Consider the following 25703-nt stretch of genomic DNA (forward strand, 5'->3'; position numbering starts at 1 on the left):
ACGGTCGGCGACGGGAGGATCTCGGCGATGGCGTTGAGACGCACTCAGAAACAGAAGCTGTACCGCTACACGGTCTACGTCGTGCTGATCGCGATCGTCCTGTGGGTGGCGTTCACCGCGAACTGGGCCAAGCTCGGCCCGCTGTTCTTCAACCCGGCGGTCGCGGCCAAGATGCTCCCGAGCATCGTCACCGTGGCGCTGGTGAACACGCTGTGGTTCACGGCGGTGGCGTTCGCGGGCGGTCTGCTGCTCGGCGTGTTCCTGGCGCTGCTGAAGATGAGCAGCATCGGACCCTTCCGGTGGATCGCCACGGCCTGGATCGAACTGTTCCGCGGTCTTCCCGCGATCCTGACGATCTTCGCCATCGGGTTCATCGTGCCGATCGCGGCGGGGGTGCCGGGGACCAAACTCGGCGGCCCCGTCGTGCTGGGTCTCGTCGGCCTGATCCTGGTCGCCTCCGCCTACATGGCGGAGACGATCCGCGCAGGGCTGCAGGCGGTGCCGAAGGGCCAGACCGAGGCCGCGCGTTCGCTCGGCATGTCGCCCATGAAGACGACCTTCTGGATCGTCGTGCCGCAGGGTTTCCGGATCATCATCCCGCCGCTCACGAACGAGTTCGTGCTGCTGCTCAAGGACACGTCGCTGCTCTTCGTGGTGGGCACGTTCATCTGGTCGAAGGAGCTCACGACCTTCGCCCGTGACGCGAGCACGCAGAACAGCAACGGCACGCCCCTGATCATGGCCGCGATCCTGTACCTGATCGTGACGATTCCGCTGACCCGCTTCACCGCGTGGCTCGAGCGTCGGATGGGGAGGGAACGATGAGCACCGACCTGATCAACCTGAGCGCGCCCGCGATCGACATCCGCGGGCTCGTGAAGAGCTACGGCGACAACGAGGTGCTCAAGGGCATCGACCTGTCCGTGCATGCCGGGGAGGTCGTCTGCGTGATCGGCCCCTCCGGATCCGGGAAGTCGACGCTGCTGCGCTCGGTGAACCTTCTGGAGCAGCCGACCGGCGGGGAGGTCCTGATCGAGGGGATCGACGTCACCGACCCCGACGTCGACATCGACCGGGTGCGCACCCGCATCGGCATGGTGTTCCAGAGCTTCAACCTGTTCCCGCACATGTCGGTGCTGGGCAATCTCACCATCGCGCAGCGGCAGGTGAAGAAGCGCAGCAAGGCCGAGTCGGACAAGGTCGCGAAGGCGATGCTGGAGCGCGTGGGCATGGCGCACAAGGCCGATGCCTTTCCCGGTCAGCTCTCCGGCGGCCAGCAGCAGCGCGTCGCGATCGCACGGGCGCTGTGCATGAACCCCGACATGATGCTGTTCGACGAACCCACGTCGGCGCTCGACCCCGAGCTCGTCGGAGAGGTGCTGCAGGTGATGCGCACGCTCGCCGATGAGGGCATGACCATGATGGTGGTCACCCACGAGATGGGCTTCGCCCGGGAGGTCGGCTCGCGCCTGATCTTCATGGACGGCGGGCACATCCTCGAGGAGGGCGACCCCCGCGAGGTGCTCGCGAACCCGCAGCACCAGCGCACGAAGGACTTCCTCGCGCGCGTGCTGTGAACCCGTGCCTCGGGGCGACCCCCGAGGCGCGGGAGCCGGACGCTGTGAGACGCGCCGGGGGACTTATGCGCCCCCGGCGCGTCTCATAGGCTTCTCCAAGCCCGGTCAGAGCGCCGGCACCGGTTCTGCCAGGTCGGCACGGATTACGATGGGTCGTCGCCCCGTCCGGAGGCGGGAAACGGAGCACGCCCTTCATGCCGCGCTGGTTGCTGGAGCTGGATCTCGCCGACGGGCCGGTGCCGTGGATCATCTGGGGGCTCGCTGCCGCGGGCCTCGTCGCCCTTCTCATCCGGCCGCTGCGACGGCGCTGGATCGTGCGCGCCTCGATCGCGGTGGTGGCAGGCGCACTGATCGGCTGGTTCCTGGTCGTGTTCGTGGACGCCGCCGACGTCTTCGGCGTTCCGATGCCGGGCGCTGTGCACTGGTGGACGACCGCAGGGTTCGCCGCGATCGGTCTCGCGATCGCGAGCCTGTGGGATTCGCACTGGTGGCGCAAGGTCGTCGCGATCGTGACGGTGATCGGCTCCGTGCTGTCCATGGGCATCGGCGTCAACCAGGCGTTCGCTCTGGATCGCACGCTCGGCGACATCCTCGGCATCAACACGCTGGGTCCTCTCACGCACTTCGCTCCTCCGCTGCCCGGCAAGGCCGATCCCGCCCAGCCGCTCGCGGACACGTGGACACCGCCGGCCGACATGCCTGCGCACGGCCGTTACGGCGCGCTCATCGGCGCCAACGCGCTGAAGTCCTCCGCGGGCTTCCGGCCCAGGGCGGCCACCATCTACCTGCCACCGGCCGCCCTGGTCAAGGATCCGCCGCCGCTGCCCGTCGTCGTGTTCATGATGGGCCTTCCGGGCTATCCGAACCCGCATCCGATGGTGGACGTCATGAACGAGTTCGCCGCGAAGCACGACGGCCTCGCGCCGATCGTGATCATCGCCGACCAGCTCGGCGCGCAGGATCAGAATCCGGGCTGCATCGACTCCGCCGCCTACGGGGGCGTCGAGACGTACTTCAACACCGACATCCCGAAGTGGATCCGCGGACATCTGCGCGTCCTGCAGGATCCGAAGTACTGGACCATCTCGGGCTACTCCAACGGCGGAGCGTGCGCGTTCATCTACGGCGCACGGCATCCCGACATCTGGGGCAACATCGCCACCGCGTCCGGTGAACCATGGTCGGGCTTCGGGGATCCGAAGTCGGTGGAGAAGGCGTTCCGGGGGGACAAGGCCCTGTTCGAGGCGAGCAAGCCGCAGGCCATCCTCGCCGAGCACCCCGGCGCCTACGACGGGCATTACGCGATCTTCGCCGCCGGAGCGCTCGACAAGAAGTACGGACCCGCGAACAAGGTGTCGGCGGGCCTCGCCGAAGCGGCCGGATTCACCACGACCTACTACCTCGTGCCGAACGCCACGCACACCGGGCCGGGGCTGCGAGGCGGCCTGGAGAAGGCCTTCGACGTGCTGTATCCGCACCTGGGGCTCGCCCGATGACCGCCTGGCGCGAGACTGCGGCGGCCGTGGGCCGCCGGGCAGGGCGCTATGCGCGCAGTCATCCGTTCGCGATGGTGCTGAGCGTCCTGCTGCTGGTCAGCGGTCTGGTGCTCGGTCCGCTGCGGGGTCATCGCCCCGTGGGAGTCGGGCTCAGTCCACTCGCGTTCGGCCGGGAGCGCGAGTGGTGGACGCCGCTGACCGCGCTGCTCGTGCCGGACTCGTGGGGCGGCCTGCTGCTGGCCGTGCTGCTCGCGCTCACGCTGCTGGCCTACGCGGAGCGGTTGATGGGAACGTGGCGCGTCGTCGGCGCCTTCCTCATGACGGGCATGCTCGGCAGCCTGCTCGGTCTGGGGATCCAGTCGCTGGCGTGGTCCTGGGGGCAGGTGTGGGCGCGCGTGGACGCGCGAGGCGCCGTGCTCGATCCGTCGATCGGAATACTCGGGGCGATCATGGCGGGCAGCGCCTTCGCCCCCGCGCTGTATCGACGGCGCATCCGCCTGCTCGGCCTCTCGCTGCTGGTCACCTACACGCTTTACGGTGGCGATGCGGACAGCGTGTACCGGCTGCTGGCCGGGCTGACGGGCCTTGTGCTGGGCGTGATCCTCACGAGCGGCCGGCCTCGGCCCGCCTGGTACCGCAGCTCCTACCGCGAGACCAGGACCCTCATCGCGGCGATGGTCGCCGTCACCGGCCTCGGCCCGCTGATCGTGTTGCTGACGGGGGTCGGCATCGGGCCGCTGGCGCCGGTGGTCGCGGGCCTCCGCGGCGTGGACATCTCCGGGATCACCGACGCCTGCGCGCGGAACAACGCGTCGGCGCACTGCGTCGCCGGAGTGAGCACGGCGGTCGCCGCCGGCACCGGTGTGGTGCTGATGAGCCTGGTGCCGCTGCTGCTGAGCCTCATCGCCGCGTGGGGCCTGCGCGCAGGACGCCGCGCGGCCTGGTTCCTCGCGATCGGCGTGAACGCCGTGATGGCGCTGCTCACGGGGCTCAGCGTGGCCGCGCACTCGCTCAAGGAGCCGACCGACGTGGTCGAGATCGACCGCCAGTTCCCCGGCTTCTCCGTGCTGGCGATCCTCATCCCGGTCGGGATGTGCATCGTGCTCGCGATCACCCATCGCCGGTTCGCGGTGCGCGCATCGCGCCGCGCGGTACGGCGGTTCTCGCTCACGATCGGGATCGCCTTCGTCGTGCTGGCCACCGCGAACATGATCCTGGTGTCGGTCGTCTCGCACTCGCCGTCGTTCTGGTCCGCCCTGGGCACCACGCTGCGTCGCTTCCTGCCCACCATCATCGGCCACCCCGGCGGGCGCACTCCGCTCACCGGATTCGCGCTCGCGCTGCACCGCGATGTGGGAGCGCTGTTCTGGCTCGTCTTCGCGATCGCCATGGTGGGGCTCCTGCTCGGACGCTCGCGCAGGACGGCGGACCACGCGGAGCGCTTCCGCACCCAGCTGCGCACCACGGACGGCGGCACCCTCGGGTTCATGGGCACGTGGGAGGGCAACGAGCACTGGTTCACGGCGGACGGCCGCGGTGCCGTGGCCTACCGCGTGGTCAACGACATCGCGATCGCGGTGGGGGATCCGGTCTGCACCGCGGGAGACACCGCGCAGACCATCCGCGGGTTCCTGGACTTCTGCGACGCGAACGCCTGGACGCCCGTCTTCTACAGCACGCATGAGGAGTTCGCCCCGGCCTTCCGGGAGCTCGGCTGGAAGAGCATCTCGGTGGCCGAGGAGACCGTGGTGCCGCTCGAGCGCTTCGAGCTCACCGGCAAGGTGTGGACCAAGGTGCGCCAGCCGTACAACCGCGGACAGCGCGACGGGCTGACCACGCTGTGGACCACGTGGGAGCAGCTGCCCGCCGGGCTGGTCGCCCAGTTGGACGCGCTCAGCGAGCAGTGGATCGCGGAGAAGGCGCTGCCGGAGATGCGCTTCACCCTCGGCGGCATGGACGAGCTCAGGGATCCGGAGGTCGAGATCCTGCTCGCGATCGGACCGGAGGGCGAGCTGCAGGCGGTGACGAGCTGGATGCCCGTATGGCGCGAGGGGCGGCTGATCGGACGCACCCTCGACTTCATGCGCCGCGCGGATGGTGCGATGCCGGGCGTGATGGAGTTCGCGATCGCCTCGGCGGCGCTGCACATGAAGGAGCAGGGGCTCGAGGTCATGAGCCTCTCCGGTGCGCCGCTCGCGCAGACCGTCGACGGCGACGCCGACGCGGACCCCGCGATCACCCGGCTGCTGGGCTGGTTGAGCCGGGTGCTCGAGCCCGCCTACGGCTTCGCCTCGCTGCTGCGCTACAAGGGCAAGTTCAACCCCGAGTACCGCCCGATGCGTCTGTTCTACGCCGACAACGGGCAGCTGCCCGCGATCGGCCTGGCGATCGGCCGTGCGTACCTTCCGAACGCGTCGCCGGCCGAGTACATGGCGCTGGCGCGGTCGCTCGCGGGCTGAACCTCGGGCGGGATTCGAGACGCAGGTGTTCACGGTCCCGGGGGAGGACCACGTCGGATCCCTCCCCCAGGGGCTGCTGATGACGTTCGGCGCGCTCTACCCGCACCTCGGCCTCGCGCCTGCCGCAGGCTAGCCGGCCTGACGCACCGCCACCGGTTCGGGATCGACCGCGAGCCCCACGATGTCGCCGTACTGCGGGTGGATCCGCGCCGCGTGCTGCACGCGCACGAGCAGGCCGTCCTCGGTGCGCACCAGCGTGCGTCGCATGCTCCCGAGGAACATGCTCTCCTCGACCGTTCCGGTCACGGCGGCCCCGGCGGGCTCGACCAGGCGCACGTTCTCCGGCCGCAGCAGCACGTCCACCTCGCCGGTCGCCGGGAGCTGCAGCGGGATCTCGGCGCCCCACACCCGCACGTTCGCGCCGTCGGCGACACCGCGCGCCACGCTGGACAGCCCGACGAAGGATGCGACGTGCGCCGTGGCGGGGCGCAGGTAGAGCTCCTCGGGCGTGCCGATCTGATCGATCCGGCCGGCGTTCATCACGGCGATCCGGTCGGAGACGCTCAGCGCCTCCTCCTGGTCGTGCGTGACGAACACCGTCGTGATCCCGAGTCGCAGCTGCAGCCGGCGGATCTCGTCGCGCAGCTGCACGCGCACCTTGGCGTCCAGCGCCGAGAGCGGCTCGTCCAGCAGCAGCACGCGCGGCTCGGTCACGAGCGCCCTGGCGAGGGCCACGCGCTGCTGCTGACCGCCCGAGAGCTGGTGCGGGTACTTGTCGGCATGCGCGTCGAGCCCGACCAGGGCCAGCGCATCCAGAGCGCGCCGCCGGGCCTCGGCGGTGGCGACCTTGCGCCGGCGCAGGCCGAACGCGGTGTTGTCCACCACGCGCAGGTGCGGGAAAAGCGAGTACGACTGGAACACCATGCCCAGGTCGCGCTTGTTCGTCGGCACGCCGGAGACATCCTTGCCGCCGAGCAGCACGGCGCCGCCGTCCGCCTCCTCGAGGCCTGCGAGCACGCGCAACAAGGTGGTCTTGCCGCAGCCGGAGGGTCCGAGCAGGGAGACGAACTCGCCGGGCGCGATGTCGAGGTCGATGCCGTGCAGCACCTGGGTGCGGCCGTAGCTCTTGACGATGCCGTCGAACTGGACGCGGGTGCCGTCGGCTCGATCCGCGAGCAGGGGGTTGTCCGCGGTACGGGGGAGCGCGATGTCGCTCATGAGTCGGCCTTTCCAGACCGGCCGCGGGCGGCCCGTCCGATGATGAGGAGCAGGAGGAAGCTGAACGTCAGCGCCATCAGGGCGAACATCGCCGGGGCCCAGCCGTCCTGCTTCTGCACGACGACGAGCGCGGTCTGCAGCACATCGCGGTTCAGCAGCGACGCGATCGTGAACTCGCCGAGCACGACCGCGATGGACAGGAGGGATGCGGCGAGCAGACCCTGGCGCAGATTCGGCGCGAGCACGCGCAGCACGACCGTGCCCCACCCGGCGCCCAGGGAGCGGGCCGCCTCGGCGAGGGTGGTCATGTCGACGGCGTCGATCGACGCCTGGATGGAGCGGTACGCGAAGGGCAGCACGGTGATGCCGTACGCGAACGCGAGCGTCCAGGCGCCGGTGCCGAAGGAGCGCCCGATCTGCAGGTAGATCGGCGTGAGGCCGACCACCAGCACGATCGCCGGGATCGAGAGCGGCAGCAGCACGACGAACTCGAACACCGGGCGCAGCCGGGGGAACCGCAGGTTCACCAGGATCATCGTCGGCGCGAGCACGAGCAGCACGATGAGGACGGTGACGATCGCGAGGATCAGCGAGTTGCCGAGGCCCGTCCAGATCGGCTGGTAGACCGCAGCCTTCGCGGGATCGCCGAGGCCGGCCCAGTGCGCGAAAGTGAACGCGCCGTCCTCGCCCCGGAACGTGTAGGCGAGCGTCGCGACGAGCGGGATGAGGAAGAACAGACCGACCAGGATCCCGATGATCCAGCGAGTGAGCGCGGACGGGGCGAGCCGGTTCATGCCTGCCACCTCGCAGCCCGGCGCTGGACCAGTGAGTACAGCCACATGACGATCCCGACGACGACGATCATGCCGAGCGCCAAGGCGCCGGCGAGGTTCTCCCTGCCCAGCACGGTCTCGCTCGTGAGCGCGGCGCGGATCTGCAGCGGCACGATCTGCGATCCCTGGCTCGCGAGGGCGGCCGCCGTCGCGTAGGACGAGAACGCGTTGGCGAACAGCAGCAGGAAGCTCGCGAGGAACGACGGGGCGAGCACGGGGATCCCGATGCGCAGCCAGAAGCTCGCGCGGGTGCCGCCGAGGGTGACGTTGGCCTCGGCCCACTGCGGCTTCAGCGCCGAGAGGGCGGGCATGAACGTGATGACCATGAGCGGGATCTGGAAGTAGAGATAGGGCAGGATCAGTCCGGGCAGCTCGTAGATCCATGGGCCCCGGGCGAACAGGTCGATGCCGAACGCGTCCTTCATCAGTCCGGTGACCACGCCGCGCAGTCCGAGGGTGGCGATGAACATGAACGCGAGCATGACGCCGCCGGTCTGCGCCAGCACGCCGCTCGCGGCATCCACCACCGTGCGCACTCCGCTGTCTGCGCGCAGACCCAGCAGGGCGTAGCAGACGAGGGCGCCGACCACCGCGCCGATCGCGGCAGTGAGCAGGGAGAGCCCGGCGGAGTTCGCGAAGGTGAGCATCACCGTCGGATCCCACAGGGCGGAGAGGTTGCTCCACGTGAACGCTCCGGCCCGGGTGAAGAATCCCGTCGCGACGGCGAGGATGGTCGGCAGCACGAGGAACAGCAGCAAGTAGGCGGCGAAAGGTACGAGCCCGATGGCGGCGAGGCCGCGACGGAACAGGCTCGTCCAATGCCTTCCGGACGACCCGTGCCGGGCCGGAGCGCGCAGCTCCGACCCGGCACGGGATGCGGCGGGCGCCGCAGCGGTGTCGGAGATCACTGGACGGCCGCAGCCCACTTCTCTCCGAGGAGCTTGCCGGCAGCGGTGCTCTGCGCCTCCGTCGGCACGACCGTCTCCTTGGGAGCGGCGGGCAGGGCGGCGGCGAGTGTCTTGTCGACCGTGCCGGCCTTGGTCATCGCGTCCATGCGCACGGGGCGGGCGCCGCCCTTGAGCCAGAGGTTCTGGCCCTCGTCGCTGTAGAGGAACTCCTGCCACAGGCGCGCGGCGGCCGGGTGCGGGGCCGCCTTGTTGATCGCCTGGTTGTAGTAGCCGGCGTAGCCGGTGCCGGGCAGGACGACCGTCTTCCAGTTCTTGTTGTCCTTGACGTGCGCGGCGTTCAGGTAGTCCCAGTCGAAGACGACAGGGGTCTCGCCACTGGCGACGGTCGCCGTGGTGACGTCCACCTTGAGCAGGTTGCCGGCCTTCTGCATCTCGGAGAAGAAGTCGATGCCCTTCTGGTAGTCGTCGAGCTTCCCGCCCGACTGCACCGTGGCGAGGCCCACGGCGGCGAAGGCGGCGCCGGCCTGGGTCGGGTCGCCGTTCAGCGCCACGGCGCCCTTGTACTCGGACTTCTTCAGGTCGGCCAGGGTCTTCGGCTCCGGGAACTTCGAGGAGTCGTAGCCGATCGACATGTAGCCGCCGTAGTCGCCGGTGAACAGGCCGTCCTTGTCCTTCAGCTCGGCCGGCACCTCGTCCCACTTCTCGACCTTGTAGGCGGCGAACTTGTCGGTGTTCTGCAGGGTCACGGTGAGGCCGAGGTCGAACACGTCGGGAGCCGTATCCAGGCCTTCGTTCGTCTTCGCGGCCTGGATCTCCTCGGCGCTGGACGCGTCGGGGGTGGCCTCGTTCACGGTGATCTTCGGGTACTTCTTGGTGAAGGCCGCGAGGATCTCGCCGTAGTTGGCCCAGTCGTGGGGGAGCGCGATCACGTTGAGCTTGCCCTCGGCCTCGGCGGCCTTCTCGAGGTCGGCCAGGGAGCCGAAGTCCTTCAGGGAGGTGGCGGTGGCGGCCTTGACGCCCGAACCGCCCGAGCTGGTCGGGTCGGCGGAGGCGGATCCGGAGCAGGCGGAGAGCAGGAGCGCGGCGCTGGTCGCGAGCGCGATGCCGGCGCCGATGCGCGCACGACGGTTGCTGATGAGCATGTTTTCCTCTCGGTGTCCGGCGCAGCCGCCGGGGTCGGGTCGAGAGGGAATGTACGGCGGTGGAGTTACCGGTGAGGCGGACCGGGGTGAATGCGGGGTGAACGATTCGAGTCCAGGGCGGGTGGGACCCGGATCCGTCGTCGTGCCTGATCCTTCGTCGGGTCTGATCCGTCGTCGGGCCTGATCCGTTGTCGGGCCTGATCCGTTGTCGGGCCTGATCCGTCGTCGGGCCTGATCCGTCATCGGGAACGGCGCACTGCATGTCGGGGCCCGGTCTGGTTGGATCGGAGCATGAGCACTCTTCCCGACGCCATCGAGCTCGACGGCGCCACCCTGATCCGGATCGACGCGCCGGAGGACATCGCCTGCTGGACCGCGGGGGTCGAGGGCGGGGAGGGCGGCTGGACGGTGAGCATCATCGCGGAACCGGCCGAGGAACCCAGCGCGGAGGCGCGCGAGACGGCCCAGGGCGTCGTGACGGAGTTCGCGGCGCTCACCGAGTCCGCGATCCGCTACCTGGTGGACGAGTTGGCGGGGCCGCGCGGCGCGCTGTCGGACGCCGATCGGGCGCGGCTCGCAGAATCGGAGCCGCCGTTCGGTGCGCCCGAGGCGGTCGTGTGGCAGGACGGGACCTGGATGATGCGGTTCGCGGAGTGCGGCCTGAGCATCGGCGACGAGTACGGCGTGGGCGTCATGTTCGCCGGCCGCACCCCCGTCGCGGTCGAGGACCTGTCAGATCCGGACGAGGCCTGAGCGCCGGTCGATTTCGTCACCCCCTGAGGGGCGCGTTGTACTTGAAGCCCTTGTGGGATCCGGCGAATCCGAGGCGCTCGTAGAAGCGGTGCGCCTCGACGCGCTGCGCATCCGAGGTGAGCTGCACCAGCGGGCTGCCCAGCTCGACGGTCGCGACTTCCATGATCCAGCGCATGAGGGCGGATCCGACGCCGCTCGAGCGCAGATCGGAATGCACCCGCACCGCCTCGACCAGCAACCGGGTTGAGCCGCGGCGGGACATCCCGGGGATGCGCGTCAGCTGGAAGGTGCCGACGACCGCGCCGTCGTGCTCGGCCACGAGCAGGTCGTTGGAGTCGTCGGCGAGCACCGACTCCAGGCCCGCCGCGTAGGCAGGCAGGTCATCGTCGGAGGCGGTGTCGCCGCGCGCCGCGCTGATCGCGTCGTCGGCGAGCAGTGCGACGATCGCGCTTGTGTCGTCCGTGTGCGCCCGGCGCAGCGTCACCGGCCCGATCCGGGTGTCGAGCGGGACCGGAAGCGTCAGATCGGCGAGCATGGTCCGATCCTTTCACGCCCGATCGCGGGCGCTCCGCACGGAGAAAAGCGCTTCGCTCGGACGGAATCCGGGGATCCGTCCGAGCGAAGCGCGCAATTCCGTGTGAAGCGATCGGCTCAGGCCTCCGCGAGCGCCGGTGCGTCGACCGGCTCGGCCACGGCGTCGACGCCGGCCTCCTTGCGCTGCTCCGGGGTGATCGGCGCCGGGGCTGCGGTCAGCGGGTCGAAGCCGTTGCCGGTCTTCGGGAACGCGATGACCTCGCGGATCGACTCGGTCTTGGACAGGTGCTGCAGCACGCGGTCCATGCCGAGGGCGATGCCGCCGTGCGGCGGAGCGCCGAACTTGAACGCGTCGAGCAGGAAGCCGAACTGCTCCTGCGCGACGTCGTCGGCGAGGCCCATGACCTCGAAGACGCGCTTCTGGATGTCCTCGCGGTGGATGCGGATGGATCCTCCACCGAGCTCGGAGCCGTTGCAGACGATGTCGTACGCGTAGGCGAGAGCGGATCCGGGGTCGGTGTCGAAGGTGGCCTCGAACTCCGGCTTCGGCCCGGTGAAGGCGTGGTGCACGGCGGTCCAGGCGCCGGCGCCCACGGCGACGTCGCCTGAGGCGACCGCGTCGGCGGCCGGCTCGAACATCGGCGCGTCGACGACCCAGGTGAAGGCGAAAACGTCAGGGTCAAGCAGACCCAGGCGGCGGCCGATCTCGACGCGTGCGGCGCCGAGGAGGGCACGGGAGTCCTTGACCGAACCGGCGGCGAAGAACGCGCAGTCGCCGGGCTTCGCGCCCACGAACTCCGCGAGACCAGCCTGCTCGGCCTCGCTCAGGTTCTTCGCGACCGGGCCGCCCAGGGTGCCGTCCTCGTTGAACAGGACGTAGGCGAGGCCGCGGGCGCCGCGCTGCTTGGCCCAGTCCTGCCAGGCGTCGAGCACCTTGCGGGGCTGCGAGGCGCCGCCGGGCATCACGACCGCGCCGACGTAGTCGGCCTGGAACACGCGGAAAGTCGTCTCGGAGAAGTATTCGGTCGCCTCGACGAGTTCGAGTCCGAAGCGCAGGTCGGGCTTGTCGGACCCGTACTTCGCCATCGCGTCGGCGTAGGTCATCCGCGGCAGCGGGGTCTGCACCTCGACACCGATGGTGGCCCACATCGCGCGGATGACGGCCTCCATCATCTCGATGACGTCCTCCTGGTCGACGAAGGCCATCTCGATGTCGAGCTGGGTGAACTCGGGCTGCCGGTCGGCGCGGAAGTCCTCGTCGCGGTAGCAGCGCGCGATCTGGAAGTACTTCTCAACGCCGCCGACCATGAGCAGCTGCTTGAACAGCTGCGGGCTCTGCGGCAGGGCGTACCAGCTGCCCGGGTGCAGGCGTGCGGGCACGACGAAGTCGCGGGCGCCCTCCGGGGTGGAGCGGGTCAGCGTCGGTGTCTCCACCTCGACGAAGTCACGCTCGTGCAGCACGTCGCGCAGGGCCTTGTAGACCTTCGAGCGCAGCTGCAGCGGCGCGATCGCGGCGGGGCGGCGCAGGTCGAGGTAGCGGTGCTTGAAGCGCACGTCCTCGCCGACCGGGTCGGTCTCGGCGAGGCCCGTGGAGACCTGGAACGGCAGCGGCGCCGATTCGTTCAGCACGACGACGTCCTGCGCCACGATCTCGATCTCGCCCGAGGGCAGGTTCGGGTTCTCGTTTCCGGCCGGGCGGCGCGACACCTCGCCGGTCACCTGCAGCACGAACTCGCTGCGCAGCGGGTGCGCGATCTCCTCGTCGCGGATCACGATCTGGGCGATCCCGGATCCATCCCGAAGATCGATGAAGGCCACTCCTCCGTGATCACGACGGCGATCGACCCACCCCGCAAGGGTGACGGTCTGACCGATGTGCTCGGCTCGCAGTGAGCCTGCCGTGTGGGTGCGAAGCACGGAATACGCCTCCAACTAGGGAAAAGGGAACCCCGCCATTCTACGGGGACGCGAGGAATCCCTCGTGGGGAGGACGAGCGCATCACTAGACTCGCGGCAGGCACCACCCATCGAATCGACCCTGGAAGGCGCTACACATGCACATCCTCCCCACCGAAGACCCGACCGACGCCGCGGGCAACATCTACGCCGCGCTGTTCTCCGGCGCGAACATCACGGTCTCGCTGATCTTCTACGTGATCGTCGTGATCGCTCTGTGGAAGGTCTTCACCAAGGCCGGTCACCCCGGCTGGCTCGCGATCATCCCGATCGTCAACCTGATCTTCCTCATCAAGATCGCGGGCCTGAGCGGCTGGTTCGTGCTGCTCTACCTGATCCCGATCGTGAACATCGTGATGTCGATCATCGTGGCGATCAAACTCGGCAAGAACTTCGGCAAGAGCGGCGTGTTCTCGTTCTTCCTGCTCTGGCTGTTCTCGTTCATCGGATACTTCATCATCGGGTTCGGTTCGGCTCAGTACCGCCGCGCCTGAGCGGACGTCATCCGAGCTGATGCCCGCGGAACGTCTGCACCTCGTCCGGCACGGCGAGGTCTTCAACCCTGCGCACGTGCTGTACGGGCGACTGCCCGGCTATCACCTCAGCGAGGCGGGTCGGCGGATGGCCCAGGCCGCCGCCGACCACGTCGCGGCGATGGACCGTCCTGTGACCGCGCTGCGGTGCTCACCGCTCGAGCGCACGCAGGAGTCGGCCGAGCCGTTCACCGCCCGTTTCGGACTGGTTCCAGGGCTCGATGAGCGCATCATCGAGCCCTGGAACGTGTTCGAGGGCACGCAGATGCGCCGCGCCCTGATGAACCCCTGGAACTGGCGGCATCTGCGCCGACCCTCCGTGCCGAGCTGGGGCGAGCCGTACGTCGCCGTGGCCGCACGGATGCGCGCCGCCATGGACGAGGCGTGGCACGAGGCCCCGGGCGGCGACGTGGTGTTCGTCTCGCATCAGGCGCCGATCTGGATCACGCACCTGTCGGTCGCGGGTCTGCCGTTGCGGCACGACCCGCGCACACGCCGGTGCGCGCTGTCGAGCGTCACGTCCTTCGAGCGCGTCGGCGACGTGTGGCGCGAAGTCGCCTACGCGGAGCCGGCCGCGGCCGGCATCGACCTGGGGGCGGTCTGACCCACGCCTGCGGCGTCGCCCGAAGCGCGGGCTGGGCGCCTATCGGGCGCCCTCAGGCGATGTCAGATGCTCGGACCGCGTAGGTCCGTACGCGTGGGGGCGCCCGTGCGGGCGTGCCGCCCCGTGCGGGTGCGGCACGGGTTCGAGGCCGAACGGATCCGCGTCGCGGGTGGGCAGCAGGAACCGGCGTTCCGCGGTCGCCGCGACTGGGACGAGTGCGCGGATCAGGGCAGCCCCGCGCACGCCGGCCTCGCGCAGCGCCTCGACCTCGGCGGGGTTCAGGCCGACCGGCTGATCGCCGTTGCCGAGATCGGTCCCGTAGCGCACCGTGCCCCCGTGCGCGTGGAAGCGGCGCAGGTTGTCCAGGGCGATCGCGCGGGCCTCGCCCTCGTGGATCGCGAGTGTGGAGATCCACGCGATCCGGCCGGCCTGGGCGGACACCTCGGCGTTGCTCAGTCTCTCGGCGAACGGGGTGTGCGCGAGGGCTCTGACGCCGAGCCGCGGCATGCGCTGCGCCTCGCCGGGGCCCTCGGCATGCGCGACCACCGGCAGGCCGTGACGATCGGCGATGCGCACGATCGTCTGGAGCAGGTCATCGCCGAAGACGGGGCCGGCCGTGCTGTTGCTGGCGACCTTGATGACGGAGGCTCCGGCCGCCTTCATCTCGACGACGGCGGCTTCGGCCGCGTCGGTGTCGGCGATCTCGCGGAAGGATCCCTCCGGCGCCCAGCTCCGGTCGGAGGGGTACCCGCCGACCGGGGTCAGGAACGCTCCGGCGAAGGAGACCGCGACGCCCGGCGGATCGGCGGCGATCGACGCGATCGTCGCGGGAGCGGATCCGAGATCCAGCACCCGGCCGAGCAGACCGCCCCTGAGGCGTTCGTGATCGGCCAGTTGCAGGTGCACGTGGTGGTCGGTGAAACCGCCGATGTAGGAGCCCTCGGTCACGGCTGCCTGATCTCCGTGCGCACCGCGTACAGCTCGGGGAAGAACGTCAGATCGAGAGCGCGCTGCAGGAAGTCGACGCCGCTGGACCCGCCCGTGCCGACCTTGCGTCCGATCGTGCGGGTCACCGTGCGCAAGTGCCGGAAGCGCCAGAACTGGAAGTTGTCCTCGACATCGACGAGCTCTTCGCACGCCTCGTACAGATCCCAGTGATCGTGCGGGTTCTCGTAGATCTCGGTGAGCACCGGCACCAGCGAATCGTGCATGCGGTACGGCTGGCGCACGTCGCGATCGAGGATCTCCGTGGGGATCGGCAGGCCGCGGCGCGCGGCGAACCGCAGGAACTCGTCGTACAGAGTCGGTCGCTCGAACTCCGCGGTGAGCATCGCGAGGTTCTCGGGGTGGGAGCGGAACACGCTCAGCATCCGCTCGTTCTTGTTGCCGAGCGCGAACTCGACGGCGCGGTACTGCACGGACTGGAACCCCGAGGAGCTGCCGAGGTCGCCGCGGAACTGCGCGTACTCGGTGGGCGTGAGCGTCGCGAGCACCGACCACTGCTGGGTGAGCACCTCTTGGATGTGCTTCACCCGCGCCATGTGCTTGAGAGCCGAGCGCAGGTCGTCCTCGGCGAGCCGGTCGCGCGCGGTGCCGAGCTCGTGCAGCACGAGCTTCAGCCACAGCTCGGTGGTCTGATGCTGGATGATGAACAGCATCTCGTCATGGTGCTGGGGCACGCTGACCGGGTGCTGCGCGCCGAGAAGGCGATCCAGGTCGAGGTAGGACCCGTAGGTCATCCGATCCTTCAGATCGGTGACGATGCCCTCTTCGAGCGCGCGCTCGTTCTCGGTCCTCGTGTCCGGCACAGGGCGACCTCCTTGTCGTGGAACCTGTTCAGTATTTCACCGGCGGTTCGGAAGCGTCTGTGACCGATGCCTCCGGCGCGGCTAGGCTGATCTCGACAGCGCCTAGGGTTCCGGGGTCCGCCCGACTGGTCCGAGCGGCGCCACGTCGGGCTTTCGTGGGCCTGGCGTCATCTGAACGGACAAAAGCCTGGAGGAACCACGTCCGTCGCGCCCGCGCCGGACCGAAGGTTCCCCATGTCTCTTCTCGCATTCGTCCTCGTCTTCTCCGCGGCTGTCGCGCACGCGAGCTGGAACGTGCTCGCCCACGGCGTGAGCCGCGCCGGCTACCCGTTCCTGTGGTGGGGCGCGGTCTCCAGCACCCTCGTCTGGCTCGGCGCCGTGCCGCTCACCGGCGGCATCGGCACGGGGGATCTCGGCGGGTTCGTGCGGGGCGTACTCGTGTCGAGCGTGCTGCATGTGGCCTACATGGTCGTGCTGCAGCACGGCTACCGCGTCGGCAACCTCTCGACGGTCTATGCCACGGCGCGCGGGACGGGGCCGTTCCTGTCGGTCATCATCGCGATGGTGCTGTTCGGCGAGCGGCCCGCGCCGATCGCGCTGGTCGGCGTCGCCGTGGTCATCGCAGGGATCGTCGCGATCGGCTTCGTGGATCGGGCGGGATCGGCCGACTTCGGCAACTCGGGCGTGCGTTTGGCTCGCCGCCGGATCGATCCCGGGCTGCTGTTCGGCCTGCTCACCGGAGTCGCGATCGCGGTCTACACGATCTGGGACGCCTTCGTCGTGCGCTCTCTGGCGCTGAACCCGGTGGCCTTCATGGTCGGCACCACCCTCGTGCAGATCCCGTTCTACACGGTGGCGGTGCGCGGGCGCTGGGCGGCGCTCGCCGCCTTCGGGCGCAGGGAGTGGCGCCGGATCCTGGCCTTCGGGATCCTCTCGCCGCTGTCCTACATCCTCGTGCTCCACGCGATCAGGATCGCCCCTGTCGCCCTCGTCGCACCGCTGCGCGAGGTGAGCGTGGTGCTGGTGAGCCTGTTCGGCGCGTTCGTGCTGCGCGAAGGACGCCCGGGTTGGCGGGTCGGCGCCTCGGCCGTCGTCGTCGCCGGGATCGCGCTGCTCGCCGTGTGAGGCCGCGCGGTCTCGACCGTCGGCGACGCGCTCAGCCACCCACCGCGCGGAGATACTGGCCGTCGGGGGAGATGCCGGATCCGGAGACCGTGAACCGCACGATGCTGGAGAGGTAACGGTCCTCGCTGGCCTCGAAGATGCGGCCTTCCGCATCGCGCGAGGTGCGGCTGAGGCGCAGGATCGGAGTGCCCTGCGGCACCTCGAGCAGCGCCGCGTCCTGTTCGTCGGCGGCGACGGCGTCGATCTCGTGCTGGAGGCCCACGATCGGGTGGCCCTGCGAACCCAGGAACTCCGTGATCGAGATCGCATCGGTGTCGACGCTGAAAAGCAGGCGGCCGACCTCCTCGGTGTAGAACAGTCGCTCGAGCATCGTGGGGCGGTCGTCGAGGAAACGGAGCCGCACGACGCTCACGATCGTGTCGCCGGGGTCCACGCCGAGGGCCTGGCCCTTCTCGGTTCCCGCCCTCCGCAGACTCAGCTCCTGGGTGCGGGCTCCGGGCCGGGCGCCCAGATCGCGGGCCCAGCGCGTGAACGGCACGGACACGTCGACGGCCTGCGTCGCCTTGCGCTCCACGACGCGCGCGGGCCTTCCTCGGGCGGTTTCGACGAGCCCCTCCGCGCGGAGAGCGGCGAGAGCGTTGCGGATCGGGCCGCGCGACGTGCTCCAGCGCTCGGCGAGCTCGGCCTCGGTCGGCACGGCATCGCCGGGGCGCAGCGCACCGGACGCGATCCGGGCGCGCAGATCGTCGGCGATCTGGGTGTAGACAACTTCAGGCACGTAGGCATACTACTTCGTCGCGCCGGCCGGGCGCGCCCCTGTTCCTGTGGAGTTCACTCAAGCGAATCGCGGGTGAACAGTCGGCGAACAGTGCCGAGGTAGGTATACATCTCGGCCGCGGCCTTGAGAGAGTCTTCGAGGATTCCCTCCGCACCTGAACCCGAAAGGTCCTCATGAAGCTTCGCGCTCTCACCGTCGCGGCCGGCGCCGCCGTGCTCGCTCTCGGTCTCGCCGCGTGTTCCGGCACCGCCGGCGCCGCCACGGGCACCGATGCGCCCGCCGCCGCGAACGGCGGCTACGCCGTCGACGCGAACACCCTCGTCTTCGGTGTCGTGCCCGACTCGGTCGACACGCAGACCAACTACCAGCCGCTCATGGACTACATCGCCAAGGAGACCGGCAAGAAGGTCGAGTACCACGAGTCGACCGACTACGCCGCGCTCATCGAGGCCGCCGTCGCCGGCAAGGTCGACGTCGCATCCTTCTCCGGCTTCACCTACATCACCGCCACCAACGCGGGCGCCAAGCTGACCCCGATCTCCTCGATCGTCACCAAGCAGGGCCAGGAGCCGGGCTACTACTCCGAGGCGATCGTGCCGAAGGGATCCTCGATCACCTCGATCAAGGACTTCAAGGGCAAGAAGGTCTGCTTCGTCGATCCGTCCTCGACCTCGGGCTACCTGTTCCCGAGCTACAACCTGCTCAAGGACGGCATCGACCCGAAGACGGGCGTCTCCCCGGTCTTCGCCGGAAAGCACGACGTCAGCGTGCAGAAGGTCGGCGAGGGCACCGAGTGCGAGGCGGGCTTCGCCGAGGACTCCGAGGTCGCCAAGAGCGACAAGGTCACCGTCGTCGACAAGACGATGGTCCCCGGCGCCCCGCTGGTCTACAACTCGGCCCTGCCGAAGGAGACCGCCGACAAGGTCGTGACCGCCCTCAAGGAGATCACGATCGACGACATCGTGAAGGCCGGGATCAAGGGCGCGGACAGCAACGCGTTCAAGGCGACCTTCTACGCCACCAAGCCGGTCGACGACAAGTACTACGACATCATCCGTGACATCTGCGAGAAGACGAAGGCCGACCAGTGCAAGAAGTGATCTGAGGATCCCTTCCCGGGCCGCCGGCTTCGTCCGGCGGCCCTCCTGCCTACCCCGAACCAGGAGCGCAACATCATGAGCACCCCCGCCTCGTCCGAGCCGGTCATCCGCATCGCCGGCGTCACGAAGCAGTTCGGCGCCACCACCGCCCTCAAGGGTGCGGACCTCGAGGTCGCGCGCGGCGAGATCGTCGTGCTCCTCGGGCTCTCCGGATCCGGCAAGTCGACGCTGCTGCGGCACCTCGACGGCCTGGAGACTCCGACGTCCGGCACCGTCGAGGTGCTCGGATCCTCCGTGCCCGCGCTCAAGGGCAAGGCGCTGCGGAGCCTGCGCAGCCGGGTGGGCTTCATCTTCCAGCAGTTCGAGCTGGTGCCGTCGCTGACGGTGCTGGAGAACGTGCTGACCGGCTCGCTCTCGTCCGTGCGCGGCCCGCGGCTGGGACTCTGGGGCTACTCCAAGGACGCGAAGCTGCGGGCGCTCGGCCACCTCGAGCGCGTGGGACTGCTCGATCGGGCCTACCAGCGCAGCGATACCCTCTCCGGCGGCCAGCAGCAGCGTGTGGCCATCGCTCGCGCCCTCATGCAGCGTCCCGAGATCCTGCTCGCCGACGAGCCGGTCGCCTCGCTCGATCCCGAGTCCAGCGACCAGGTCATGGCGCTCATCCGCGAGATCGCCGCCGACCAGGGCCTCACCGTGGTGTGCAGCCTGCACCAGGTCGACCTCGCGATCAGCTGGGCCGACCGCATCGTGGGCCTCCGTCATGGCGAAGTCGTGCTGAACACCTCGACCAACGGTCTCAGCAAGGCCGAGGTCATGGAGATCTACGGCCGGGTCGCCACGACCACCGCCGACCTCACCGCGGTGACCACCGAGCTCATCGCGCAGGGGATCGCGACGCCCGCTGCGCCTTCCGGAGCGCGCTCGTGACCGCAGTCGCAGCCCCTCGTCGCGAGGGCTATGTCGGCGGCCTGCTGGCGCGCGCGCCGAAGCGTCCGGTGTCGCCGGAGCGCATCGCGGCGGCGCTCACACTCATCGTGCTGGTCGGGCTCGGCATCGCCTCGCTGGTGCAGAGCGGCTTCTCCCTCGCCGGCGTCTTGTCGAGCTGGGGGAATGCGCAGCGCTTCATGACCCGTGTGGGGGCCCTGACGTTCCCCGCACCGCTCGACCTGCTCTGGCTGATCGCTCTCACGGTGGGCCTGGTGCTGGTCGGCACGCTCGTCGCCGCGGCGCTCTCGGTGCCGATCGCCTATCTCGCCGCCTCGAACACCACTCCCGGCCCCGTCTGGCGCGGCATCGCCCGGTTCATCGGCGTGCTCACGCGCTCGATCCCCGACGTGGTGCTGGCGATGGCCTTCGTGCTCATGTTCTCGCTCGGCACGCTGCCCGGCATCCTCGCGATCGGGATCCACTCGATCGGGATGATCTCCAAGATGTTCGCCGACGCGATCGAGCAGATCGACGAGGGCCCTCGTCTCGCGATCCGCGCCGCCGGAGGCACGAAACTGCAGCAGTTCACGGCGGGCGTGCTGCCCCAGGTGCTGCCCAGCTGGGTCGCGACCGTGCTGCACCGCAATGACATCAACCTGCGCGGCAGCGTCGTGCTCGGTTACGTCGGCGTCGCGGGCCTGGGCCTGGAGATGTCGTACGCGTTCAAGGCGCTCAACTACGGCCGCGGACTGGGCATCGCGCTCGTGATCTTCGTGCTCTGCGTCGTCATGGAGATCGTCTCCAGCGCCGTGCGCGGCGCGATGCTCGGCGAGACGGCGCAGACGCGTTCGTGGATCGACCGGATCCTGCACCCGCGCCTCCGCGCGGAGGCCGGGAGCGGGGCGGCCACCGCGACTGCGGCCAAGCCCGCCTGGGCAGCGTCACCGGCGACCGCCGTGCGCCGCCCCTGGACCCGCGAGCGCCGCCGCAACGCCATCGCCGGCTGGGTCGCCGTCGCGATCGTGATCGGCAGCCTGATCGTGTGCCAGATCCAGTGGGGCGACCTGATCACGGTGTGGGCGAAGATCCCGGAGACCGCAGCGAAGTTCTGGCCGCCCGACTTCGGCAACTACGACACGGCCGTGATGCTCGGCGCCATGCGCGACACGATCGCGATCGCGCTCGCCGCCACCGTGCTGACGCTGCTGCCCTCCCTGCTGCTCGGCTCCTTCGCCGCCCGCAACGTCGCTCCGAACGGCACCGTGCGCGGCATCGCCCGGTTCCTGCTCGTCGGCATCCGCGGCATCCCCGAGCTCATCCTGGCGATCGTGCTGATCGTGGTCACCGGCCTCGGACCGACCGCGGGCATCGTGGCGCTGGCGATCGGTGGCATCGGCCTGCTCGGCAAGCTCGTCGCCGACTCGTTCGAGGAGGTCGACCGCGGCCCCGAGCGCGCGCTCCGCGCGGTCGGCGCGACCCGGATGCAGGCCTACGCCGCCGCGACCGTGCCGCAGGGCACGCGCGCGCTCATCGGGCACAGCTTCTACATGCTCGACACGAACATCCGCGCGGCGACGATCCTCGGCATCGTCGGCGGCGGTGGGGTGGGCTACTACCTGCTGAACGCCGGGCAGGGCTCGCGCTACGAGGTCGTCACAGCGATCGTGCTGATGATCCTCGCCACGGTCCTCGTGGTCGAGGGCCTCGCGATGTGGATGCGGCGGGTCTTCCGATGAGGGACGTGAAGGCCATGACCGTCACGCCGGACGATCGGTTCGACGTCGCGATCGTCGGATCCGGCATCGTGGGCCTCGGCGCGGCGTATGCTGCGGTGCGTCGCGGGTTGCGCGTCGTGGTCGTGGACCGCACCGAGCGGCCCGTCGGTGCCACGATCCGCAACTTCGGCCACCTCTGCATCGGCGCGCAGGACGGACCCGCGCGCGTCTACGGCGAGGCGTCGCGCAGCATCTGGCTGCGTCTCGCCACCGACGCCGGTTTCTGGGCGCGGGAGAGCGGCACGCTGGTCGTCGCGCGGGCGCAGGACGAGCTGGCGCTGCTGGAGGAGGCCGCCCGGGCGGAGGATGACGAGGCCGCGGGGATCCGCGTGCTCTCGCCCGCCGAGGTGATCGCGCTCGCCCCCGTGCGCCCGGAGGTCGTGCGCGGCGGCGCGCTCGTGCCCGGCGACCTGCAGGTGAACCCGCGTGAGGCCGCCGGTGCGATCGTGCGGCATCTCGCCGCTCTCGGCGTCGAGTTCCGCTTCCGTACCGCGGTCACCGCGGTGCAGACAGGGCTCGTGCGCACGACCCGCGGCGACATCGCGGCGGCCGACGTGGTCGTGGCCGTGAACCACGACGTCGACCAGCTGCTGCCTGCTCTCGCCGAGCGCGCGGGTGTGGTCCGCTGCGCGCTGGACATGATGCGCGTCTCGGCCGATCTGCCGTCGCCGCTGCAGGCACCTCTGCTCACCGGCTGGTCGCTCGTGCGGTACCGCCGCTTCGCGGGCCTCAGTTCGGCGGCGGGGCTGCGCGAGCGTCTGCACGCCGAGCGCCCGGAGCTGGCCGCGCTCGATCTGAACCAGATGTACACCCAGCTGCCCGACGGGACGCTGCTGCTCGGCGACTCGCACCACAAAGCCGTGCAGCCGGATCCGTTCCAGCCCGAGGCCGCGTTCGACGCGTTCCTCGCGGAGGCGTGCGAGCTCTTGGACGTCGGCGGCATGCGCGTGCTCGAACGCTGGCAGGGGGTGTACGCCGCCGCGGCCGAGGAGTTCCTCATCGAGGAGGTCGCGCCGCGCGTGCTCGCGCTCGCCGCGACCACCGGCATCGGCATGACCACCGGGCTCGGCCTCGCCGAGATCGAGACCGCCCGCGTCTTCGGCTGGGGCGGATCCGGATCCGCGAATGTCGGCACGTCCGCCCTCGGCGGCACCCAGACCCCCGCCATCGTCGGCGGCGCAGGAACGACCGCCATCGTCGGCGGCATCGCACAGGAGGAGAACGCATGAACCCGCACACCCCGATCGAACTGGTCGTGCTCGACATGGCAGGGACCACCGTGCTCGATGACGGCGTCGTGGAGCAGGCGTTCCAACGCGCCGCCGAGCGCACCGGGGTGGCCGCGCGGATCGGCTGGGACGAGGCGCTGCAGTACGTGCGCGACACCATGGGGCAGTCCAAGATCGACGTGTTCACGCACCTCGCCGACGGTGACGTGGAGGCCGCCGAACGCGCCACGGCCCAGTTCGAGGCCGCCTACGCCGAGATCGTCGCGGAGCAGGGCGCGACCGCGATTCCCGGTGCGGCCGACGCCATCCGCGCGCTGCGCGCCGCCGGCCTGAAGGTCTGGCTGACCACCGGGTTCGCCCCGGTCACCCGCGATGCGCTCCTGGACGCGCTGGCCTGGCACGACCTCGTCGACGGCGTGCTGAGCCCGGTCGACGCGGGCCGCGGTCGCCCCGCGCCCGACCTGGTGCTCACCGCCCTGCTGCGCGCGGGCGCCTCCGCGGTGCAGGCCGTCGCGGTCGCCGGCGACACCGTCAGCGACGTGCAGTCGGGTCGGCGTGCCGGCGCCGGCTTCGTGGCCGGCGTGCTGAGCGGAGCGCACGACGCCGTGGCGCTGGAGAGCGCCGACCCGGATGCGGTGCTACCCGACGTGACCACACTGCTCGCGGCGCTCACCGAGCGCGGGCTCGTCCCGGCTCTCGCGCCGATCGCGGCCGGCTGACATGCGTGCGGCGCTGGTCCGCCCCGCCGACGAGGTGCATCGGCACGACGTACCGCTGCGCCCTGCCGCCGTCGCGATGGCCTGGCTCGGCGTCGGCCTCCCGCATGAGGCGCTGGCCGTGCCCGGCGTCGCCCTGGCACCGCACGACGTGCTGGTCGCGGTGGAGATGTCGACGATCTGCGGATCCGACATCCACACCGTGCAGGGCCGCCGCCATGCGCCGACGCCCCTCGTGCTCGGGCACGAGAGCGTCGGCCGCATCATCGCGATCGGCGACGAGGGCGCACGCGCGGTCGACGGCGGAGAACTGCACATCGGCGATCGCGTGGTCTGGTCGGTGACCGTCTCGTGCGGGCACTGCGACCGCTGCCTCGCGGGGGTCACGCAGAAGTGCCGCCATCTCGCGAAGTACGGGCACGCACGCATCGAACCGCGCTGGGAGCTCACCGGCGGCTTCGCCGGGCACGTGCACCTGCGCGCGGGCACCGGGATCGTGCGCGTGCCGGAGGCGCTGCCGGCCGCCGCGCTCGCGCCGGTCTCGTGCGCCACGGCGACCGCCTGGGCCGGCGTCGCGCGCGGGGCTGCGCTGCGCGGACGCCGGCTGCCGGATCCGTCCCCCACCGCGGGGGAGGACGCGGAGGTGCTCGCGTGCGAGCGGGTGCTGGTGCTCGGTGCGGGCCTGGTCGGGCTGACCGCGGCGGTGATCGCCGCGGAGCTGGGCGGCCGCGTGCAGATCGCGGATCCGGATCCGGCTCGGCGCGCGTTCGCCGAGCGGTTCGCGCTCACTGCGCTCGCCCCGGACGATGTCACGGAGGAAGGGTTCGATCTGGTGATCGAGGCTTCGGGGCACGCCGTGGGGGCGGCGCTGGACGCCGTCGATGTGGGCGGCGCCGTGGTGCTGCTGGGCAGCGTCTTCCCCGCGGACCCGGTGCCGCTCGACGCCGAGCGCATCGTCCGCGGGCTCGTGACGGTGGCGGGGGTGCACAACTACACCGGTGCCGAGCTGCATGCCGCGGCTGCGTTCATGGCGGGCCGCGGGCGCGCGCACCCGTTCGCCGACGCCGTGGGGGTCGTGCATCCGCTTGCCGAGGTGGACACCGCCCTGGTGCATGCCGCTGCGCCGGGGGCTCCGCTGCGGGTCGGGCTCACTCCGCGCTGAGCGCCGGCTCGCTGCGCCGCTCCCGGTTGCGGGCGGGCGATCGCGGGCGGCGTCACGGGCGACTCGGCGCGTGCGGCGGGTGCGGCGGGTGCGGCGGCGTGGTGCGGGCCCGGACCGTGCCAGGCTTGAGAGGTGAACTCCCCGGAACCGCGGCAGCAGCCTGCGCTCGGCGTGCTGCTGGTCGTCGGATCCTGCCTCTCCCTGCCGTTCGGCGCGGCTGTCGCCACGACCATCTTCCCCGCCCTCGGATCCTGGGGTGTCACCGGCCTGCGCGTGCTCATCGCCGCGGTCGTGGTGTGGATCATCGCGCGCCCGCGCCTGGGCCGGTGGAACCGCGCGCAATGGACTGCCGCAGTCCTGTTCGGCGTCTCGATCGCCGCCATGAACGGCACCTACTACGCCGCGATCGACCGCATCCCGCTTGGGCCCGCGGTCGCGATCGAGTTCCTCGGCCCGCTCGTGCTGGCCGCCCTTCTCACGCGCCGCCTGGCCGACGCGATCTGGGTGGGGATCGCCCTGGTCGGCATGGCGCTGCTCGGGGTCGACGGGCTCACCGGCGCGGAGGCGCTGGACCCCTGGGGCGTGCTGTTCGCCCTGATCGCGGCGGGGTTCTGGATCATGTACATCCGGATGAGCACCCGCGTCGGCGCGCTCACCACAGGGACCGAGGGGCTGGCGGTCGCGCTCGCCGTGGCCGCCGTACTGCTGCTGCCGTTCGGCGTGCCGGCTGCCGTCACCGCGGTCGGCGATCCGCGGGTGCTGGGCCTCGCCGCGCTCACCGCGCTGCTGGCGTCGGTCATCCCGTACATCCTCGAGCTGGCGGCCCTGCGCCGGCTGCCGCAGCGGGTGTTCGGGATCCTGCTCAGCCTGGAGCCGGTCTTCGCGACGATCGCCGGGCTGCTCGTGCTCGGCCAGCAGGCGTCGCCGCTGCGGCTCGCCGCGATCGCGCTGGTCGTGGTCGCGAGCATCGGGGTCACGGCGGGTGCGCGGCGTCGTCGCGGCGCCGGACCCGACGAGGAGCCGCCGTCGCCGCTGACCGGATCCATCTCGGTGGTGCCGGACTGAATCGA

The 25703-nt window shown here is 70.5% G+C and carries 24 protein-coding genes; 15 read left to right on the forward strand and 9 right to left on the reverse strand.

The genetic code is table 11. The annotated features are described in order from the left end of the window. Window positions 1–27 precede the first annotated feature (27 nt). The 4 genes from ACTJI8_RS18430 (at window position 28) to ACTJI8_RS18445 (ending at window position 5532) form a co-directional block, all read left to right on the forward strand. Window positions 28–825, forward strand: a complete 798-nt coding sequence (locus ACTJI8_RS18430) for an amino acid ABC transporter permease (protein WP_440734893.1) — start codon at window positions 28–30, stop codon at window positions 823–825. After that, window positions 822–1577, forward strand: coding sequence for an amino acid ABC transporter ATP-binding protein (locus tag ACTJI8_RS18435; protein WP_440734894.1), 756 nt, complete (start codon window positions 822–824; stop codon window positions 1575–1577). Before ACTJI8_RS18430 ends, ACTJI8_RS18435 begins: the two co-directional genes overlap by 4 nt. A gap of 194 nt (window positions 1578–1771) precedes the next feature. After that, entirely contained in the window at window positions 1772–3073 is a 1302-nt protein-coding gene (locus ACTJI8_RS18440) for an alpha/beta hydrolase (RefSeq protein WP_440734895.1), read from the forward strand. Then, window positions 3070–5532, forward strand: a complete 2463-nt coding sequence (locus ACTJI8_RS18445; protein ID WP_440734896.1) for a bifunctional lysylphosphatidylglycerol flippase/synthetase MprF — start codon at window positions 3070–3072, stop codon at window positions 5530–5532. Before ACTJI8_RS18440 ends, ACTJI8_RS18445 begins: the two co-directional genes overlap by 4 nt. Window positions 5533–5661: 129 nt before the next feature. On the opposite strand, the gene ACTJI8_RS18450 is transcribed toward ACTJI8_RS18445, so the two are convergent. The 4 genes from ACTJI8_RS18450 to ACTJI8_RS18465 are packed head-to-tail and all read right to left on the reverse strand — an operon-like array spanning window position 5662 to window position 9633. After that, window positions 5662–6750 (reverse strand): ABC transporter ATP-binding protein, encoded by a 1089-nt coding sequence (locus ACTJI8_RS18450; protein ID WP_440734897.1) that lies wholly within the window; start codon window positions 6748–6750, stop codon window positions 5662–5664. Further along, window positions 6747–7544, reverse strand: coding sequence for an ABC transporter permease (locus ACTJI8_RS18455; protein ID WP_440734898.1), 798 nt, complete (start codon window positions 7542–7544; stop codon window positions 6747–6749). The genes ACTJI8_RS18450 and ACTJI8_RS18455 overlap by 4 nt, the downstream gene beginning before the upstream one ends. Next, window positions 7541–8491, reverse strand: coding sequence for an ABC transporter permease (locus ACTJI8_RS18460; RefSeq protein ID WP_440734899.1), 951 nt, complete (start codon window positions 8489–8491; stop codon window positions 7541–7543). Before ACTJI8_RS18460 ends, ACTJI8_RS18455 begins: the two co-directional genes overlap by 4 nt. After that, window positions 8488–9633, reverse strand: coding sequence for an ABC transporter substrate-binding protein (locus ACTJI8_RS18465; RefSeq protein WP_440734900.1), 1146 nt, complete (start codon window positions 9631–9633; stop codon window positions 8488–8490). Before ACTJI8_RS18465 ends, ACTJI8_RS18460 begins: the two co-directional genes overlap by 4 nt. A gap of 291 nt (window positions 9634–9924) precedes the next feature. On the opposite strand from ACTJI8_RS18465, the gene ACTJI8_RS18470 reads away from it, so the two are divergent. Then, the gene (locus tag ACTJI8_RS18470; RefSeq protein WP_440734901.1) at window positions 9925–10386 is read left to right on the forward strand and encodes a hypothetical protein; all 462 of its coding nucleotides are present in this window, start codon (window positions 9925–9927) and stop codon (window positions 10384–10386) included. A 16-nt stretch (window positions 10387–10402) separates the two neighbouring features. Here ACTJI8_RS18470 and ACTJI8_RS18475 read toward each other — a convergent pair whose 3' ends face one another. Both ACTJI8_RS18475 and aspS read right to left on the reverse strand, forming a co-directional pair. Beyond that, window positions 10403–10921, reverse strand: a complete 519-nt coding sequence (locus ACTJI8_RS18475) for a GNAT family N-acetyltransferase (RefSeq protein ID WP_440734902.1) — start codon at window positions 10919–10921, stop codon at window positions 10403–10405. Window positions 10922–11037: 116 nt separating this feature from the next. After that, window positions 11038–12837, reverse strand: a complete 1800-nt coding sequence (gene aspS, locus ACTJI8_RS18480) for an aspartate--tRNA ligase (protein ID WP_440734903.1) — start codon at window positions 12835–12837, stop codon at window positions 11038–11040. 137 nt (window positions 12838–12974) lie between these two features. Here aspS and ACTJI8_RS18485 point away from each other — a divergent pair, with 137 nt between their 5' ends. Both ACTJI8_RS18485 and ACTJI8_RS18490 read left to right on the forward strand, forming a co-directional pair. After that, window positions 12975–13370, forward strand: a complete 396-nt coding sequence (locus tag ACTJI8_RS18485; protein ID WP_440734904.1) for a DUF5684 domain-containing protein — start codon at window positions 12975–12977, stop codon at window positions 13368–13370. A gap of 19 nt (window positions 13371–13389) precedes the next feature. Further along, the gene (locus tag ACTJI8_RS18490; RefSeq protein WP_440734905.1) at window positions 13390–14013 is read left to right on the forward strand and encodes a histidine phosphatase family protein; all 624 of its coding nucleotides are present in this window, start codon (window positions 13390–13392) and stop codon (window positions 14011–14013) included. Between the two features lie 39 nt (window positions 14014–14052). On the opposite strand, the gene ACTJI8_RS18495 is transcribed toward ACTJI8_RS18490, so the two are convergent. Together ACTJI8_RS18495 and kynA are read right to left on the reverse strand one after the other, a co-directional pair. Continuing rightward, entirely contained in the window at window positions 14053–14961 is a 909-nt protein-coding gene (locus tag ACTJI8_RS18495) for a hydrolase (protein ID WP_440734906.1), read from the reverse strand. Then, window positions 14958–15821 (reverse strand): tryptophan 2,3-dioxygenase, encoded by an 864-nt coding sequence (kynA, locus tag ACTJI8_RS18500; RefSeq protein ID WP_440734907.1) that lies wholly within the window; start codon window positions 15819–15821, stop codon window positions 14958–14960. Before kynA ends, ACTJI8_RS18495 begins: the two co-directional genes overlap by 4 nt. Window positions 15822–16055: 234 nt before the next feature. On the opposite strand from kynA, the gene ACTJI8_RS18505 reads away from it, so the two are divergent. Then, window positions 16056–16946 carry an EamA family transporter gene (locus ACTJI8_RS18505; protein ID WP_440734908.1) on the forward strand — a complete coding sequence of 297 codons (891 nt, stop codon included), beginning with the start codon at window positions 16056–16058 and terminating at the stop codon, window positions 16944–16946. 31 nt (window positions 16947–16977) lie between these two features. Here ACTJI8_RS18505 and ACTJI8_RS18510 read toward each other — a convergent pair whose 3' ends face one another. Continuing rightward, window positions 16978–17724, reverse strand: a complete 747-nt coding sequence (locus ACTJI8_RS18510) for a GntR family transcriptional regulator (protein ID WP_440734909.1) — start codon at window positions 17722–17724, stop codon at window positions 16978–16980. A gap of 173 nt (window positions 17725–17897) precedes the next feature. Here ACTJI8_RS18510 and ACTJI8_RS18515 point away from each other — a divergent pair, with 173 nt between their 5' ends. The 7 genes from ACTJI8_RS18515 to ACTJI8_RS18545 all read left to right on the forward strand — a co-directional run bounded on the left by ACTJI8_RS18515 (window position 17898) and on the right by ACTJI8_RS18545 (window position 25698). Further along, entirely contained in the window at window positions 17898–18824 is a 927-nt protein-coding gene (locus tag ACTJI8_RS18515) for a phosphate/phosphite/phosphonate ABC transporter substrate-binding protein (protein ID WP_440734910.1), read from the forward strand. Window positions 18825–18899: 75 nt separating this feature from the next. Then, complete coding sequence (gene phnC / locus ACTJI8_RS18520) at window positions 18900–19751, forward strand: phosphonate ABC transporter ATP-binding protein (RefSeq protein ID WP_440734911.1); 852 nt, start codon at window positions 18900–18902, stop codon at window positions 19749–19751. After that, window positions 19748–21487, forward strand: coding sequence for a phosphonate ABC transporter, permease protein PhnE (gene phnE / locus ACTJI8_RS18525; protein ID WP_440734912.1), 1740 nt, complete (start codon window positions 19748–19750; stop codon window positions 21485–21487). Before phnC ends, phnE begins: the two co-directional genes overlap by 4 nt. Then, on the forward strand, window positions 21484–22755 hold the full coding sequence (locus tag ACTJI8_RS18530; protein ID WP_440734913.1) for a TIGR03364 family FAD-dependent oxidoreductase: 1272 nt from the start codon (window positions 21484–21486) through the stop codon (window positions 22753–22755). Before phnE ends, ACTJI8_RS18530 begins: the two co-directional genes overlap by 4 nt. Further along, on the forward strand, window positions 22752–23474 hold the full coding sequence (locus tag ACTJI8_RS18535) for an HAD family hydrolase (protein WP_440734914.1): 723 nt from the start codon (window positions 22752–22754) through the stop codon (window positions 23472–23474). The genes ACTJI8_RS18530 and ACTJI8_RS18535 overlap by 4 nt, the downstream gene beginning before the upstream one ends. Before the next feature lies 1 nt (window position 23475). Next, window positions 23476–24633, forward strand: coding sequence for an alcohol dehydrogenase catalytic domain-containing protein (locus ACTJI8_RS18540; RefSeq protein ID WP_440734915.1), 1158 nt, complete (start codon window positions 23476–23478; stop codon window positions 24631–24633). Window positions 24634–24765: 132 nt separating this feature from the next. Further along, a complete protein-coding gene (locus ACTJI8_RS18545; RefSeq protein ID WP_440734916.1) occupies window positions 24766–25698 on the forward strand; it encodes an EamA family transporter in 933 nt (310 codons plus the stop codon). The last annotated feature ends 5 nt before the right edge of the window (window positions 25699–25703 follow it).

Source organism: Microbacterium sp. 22303 (assembly GCF_052045265.1).
Lineage (GTDB): Bacteria > Actinomycetota > Actinomycetes > Actinomycetales > Microbacteriaceae > Microbacterium.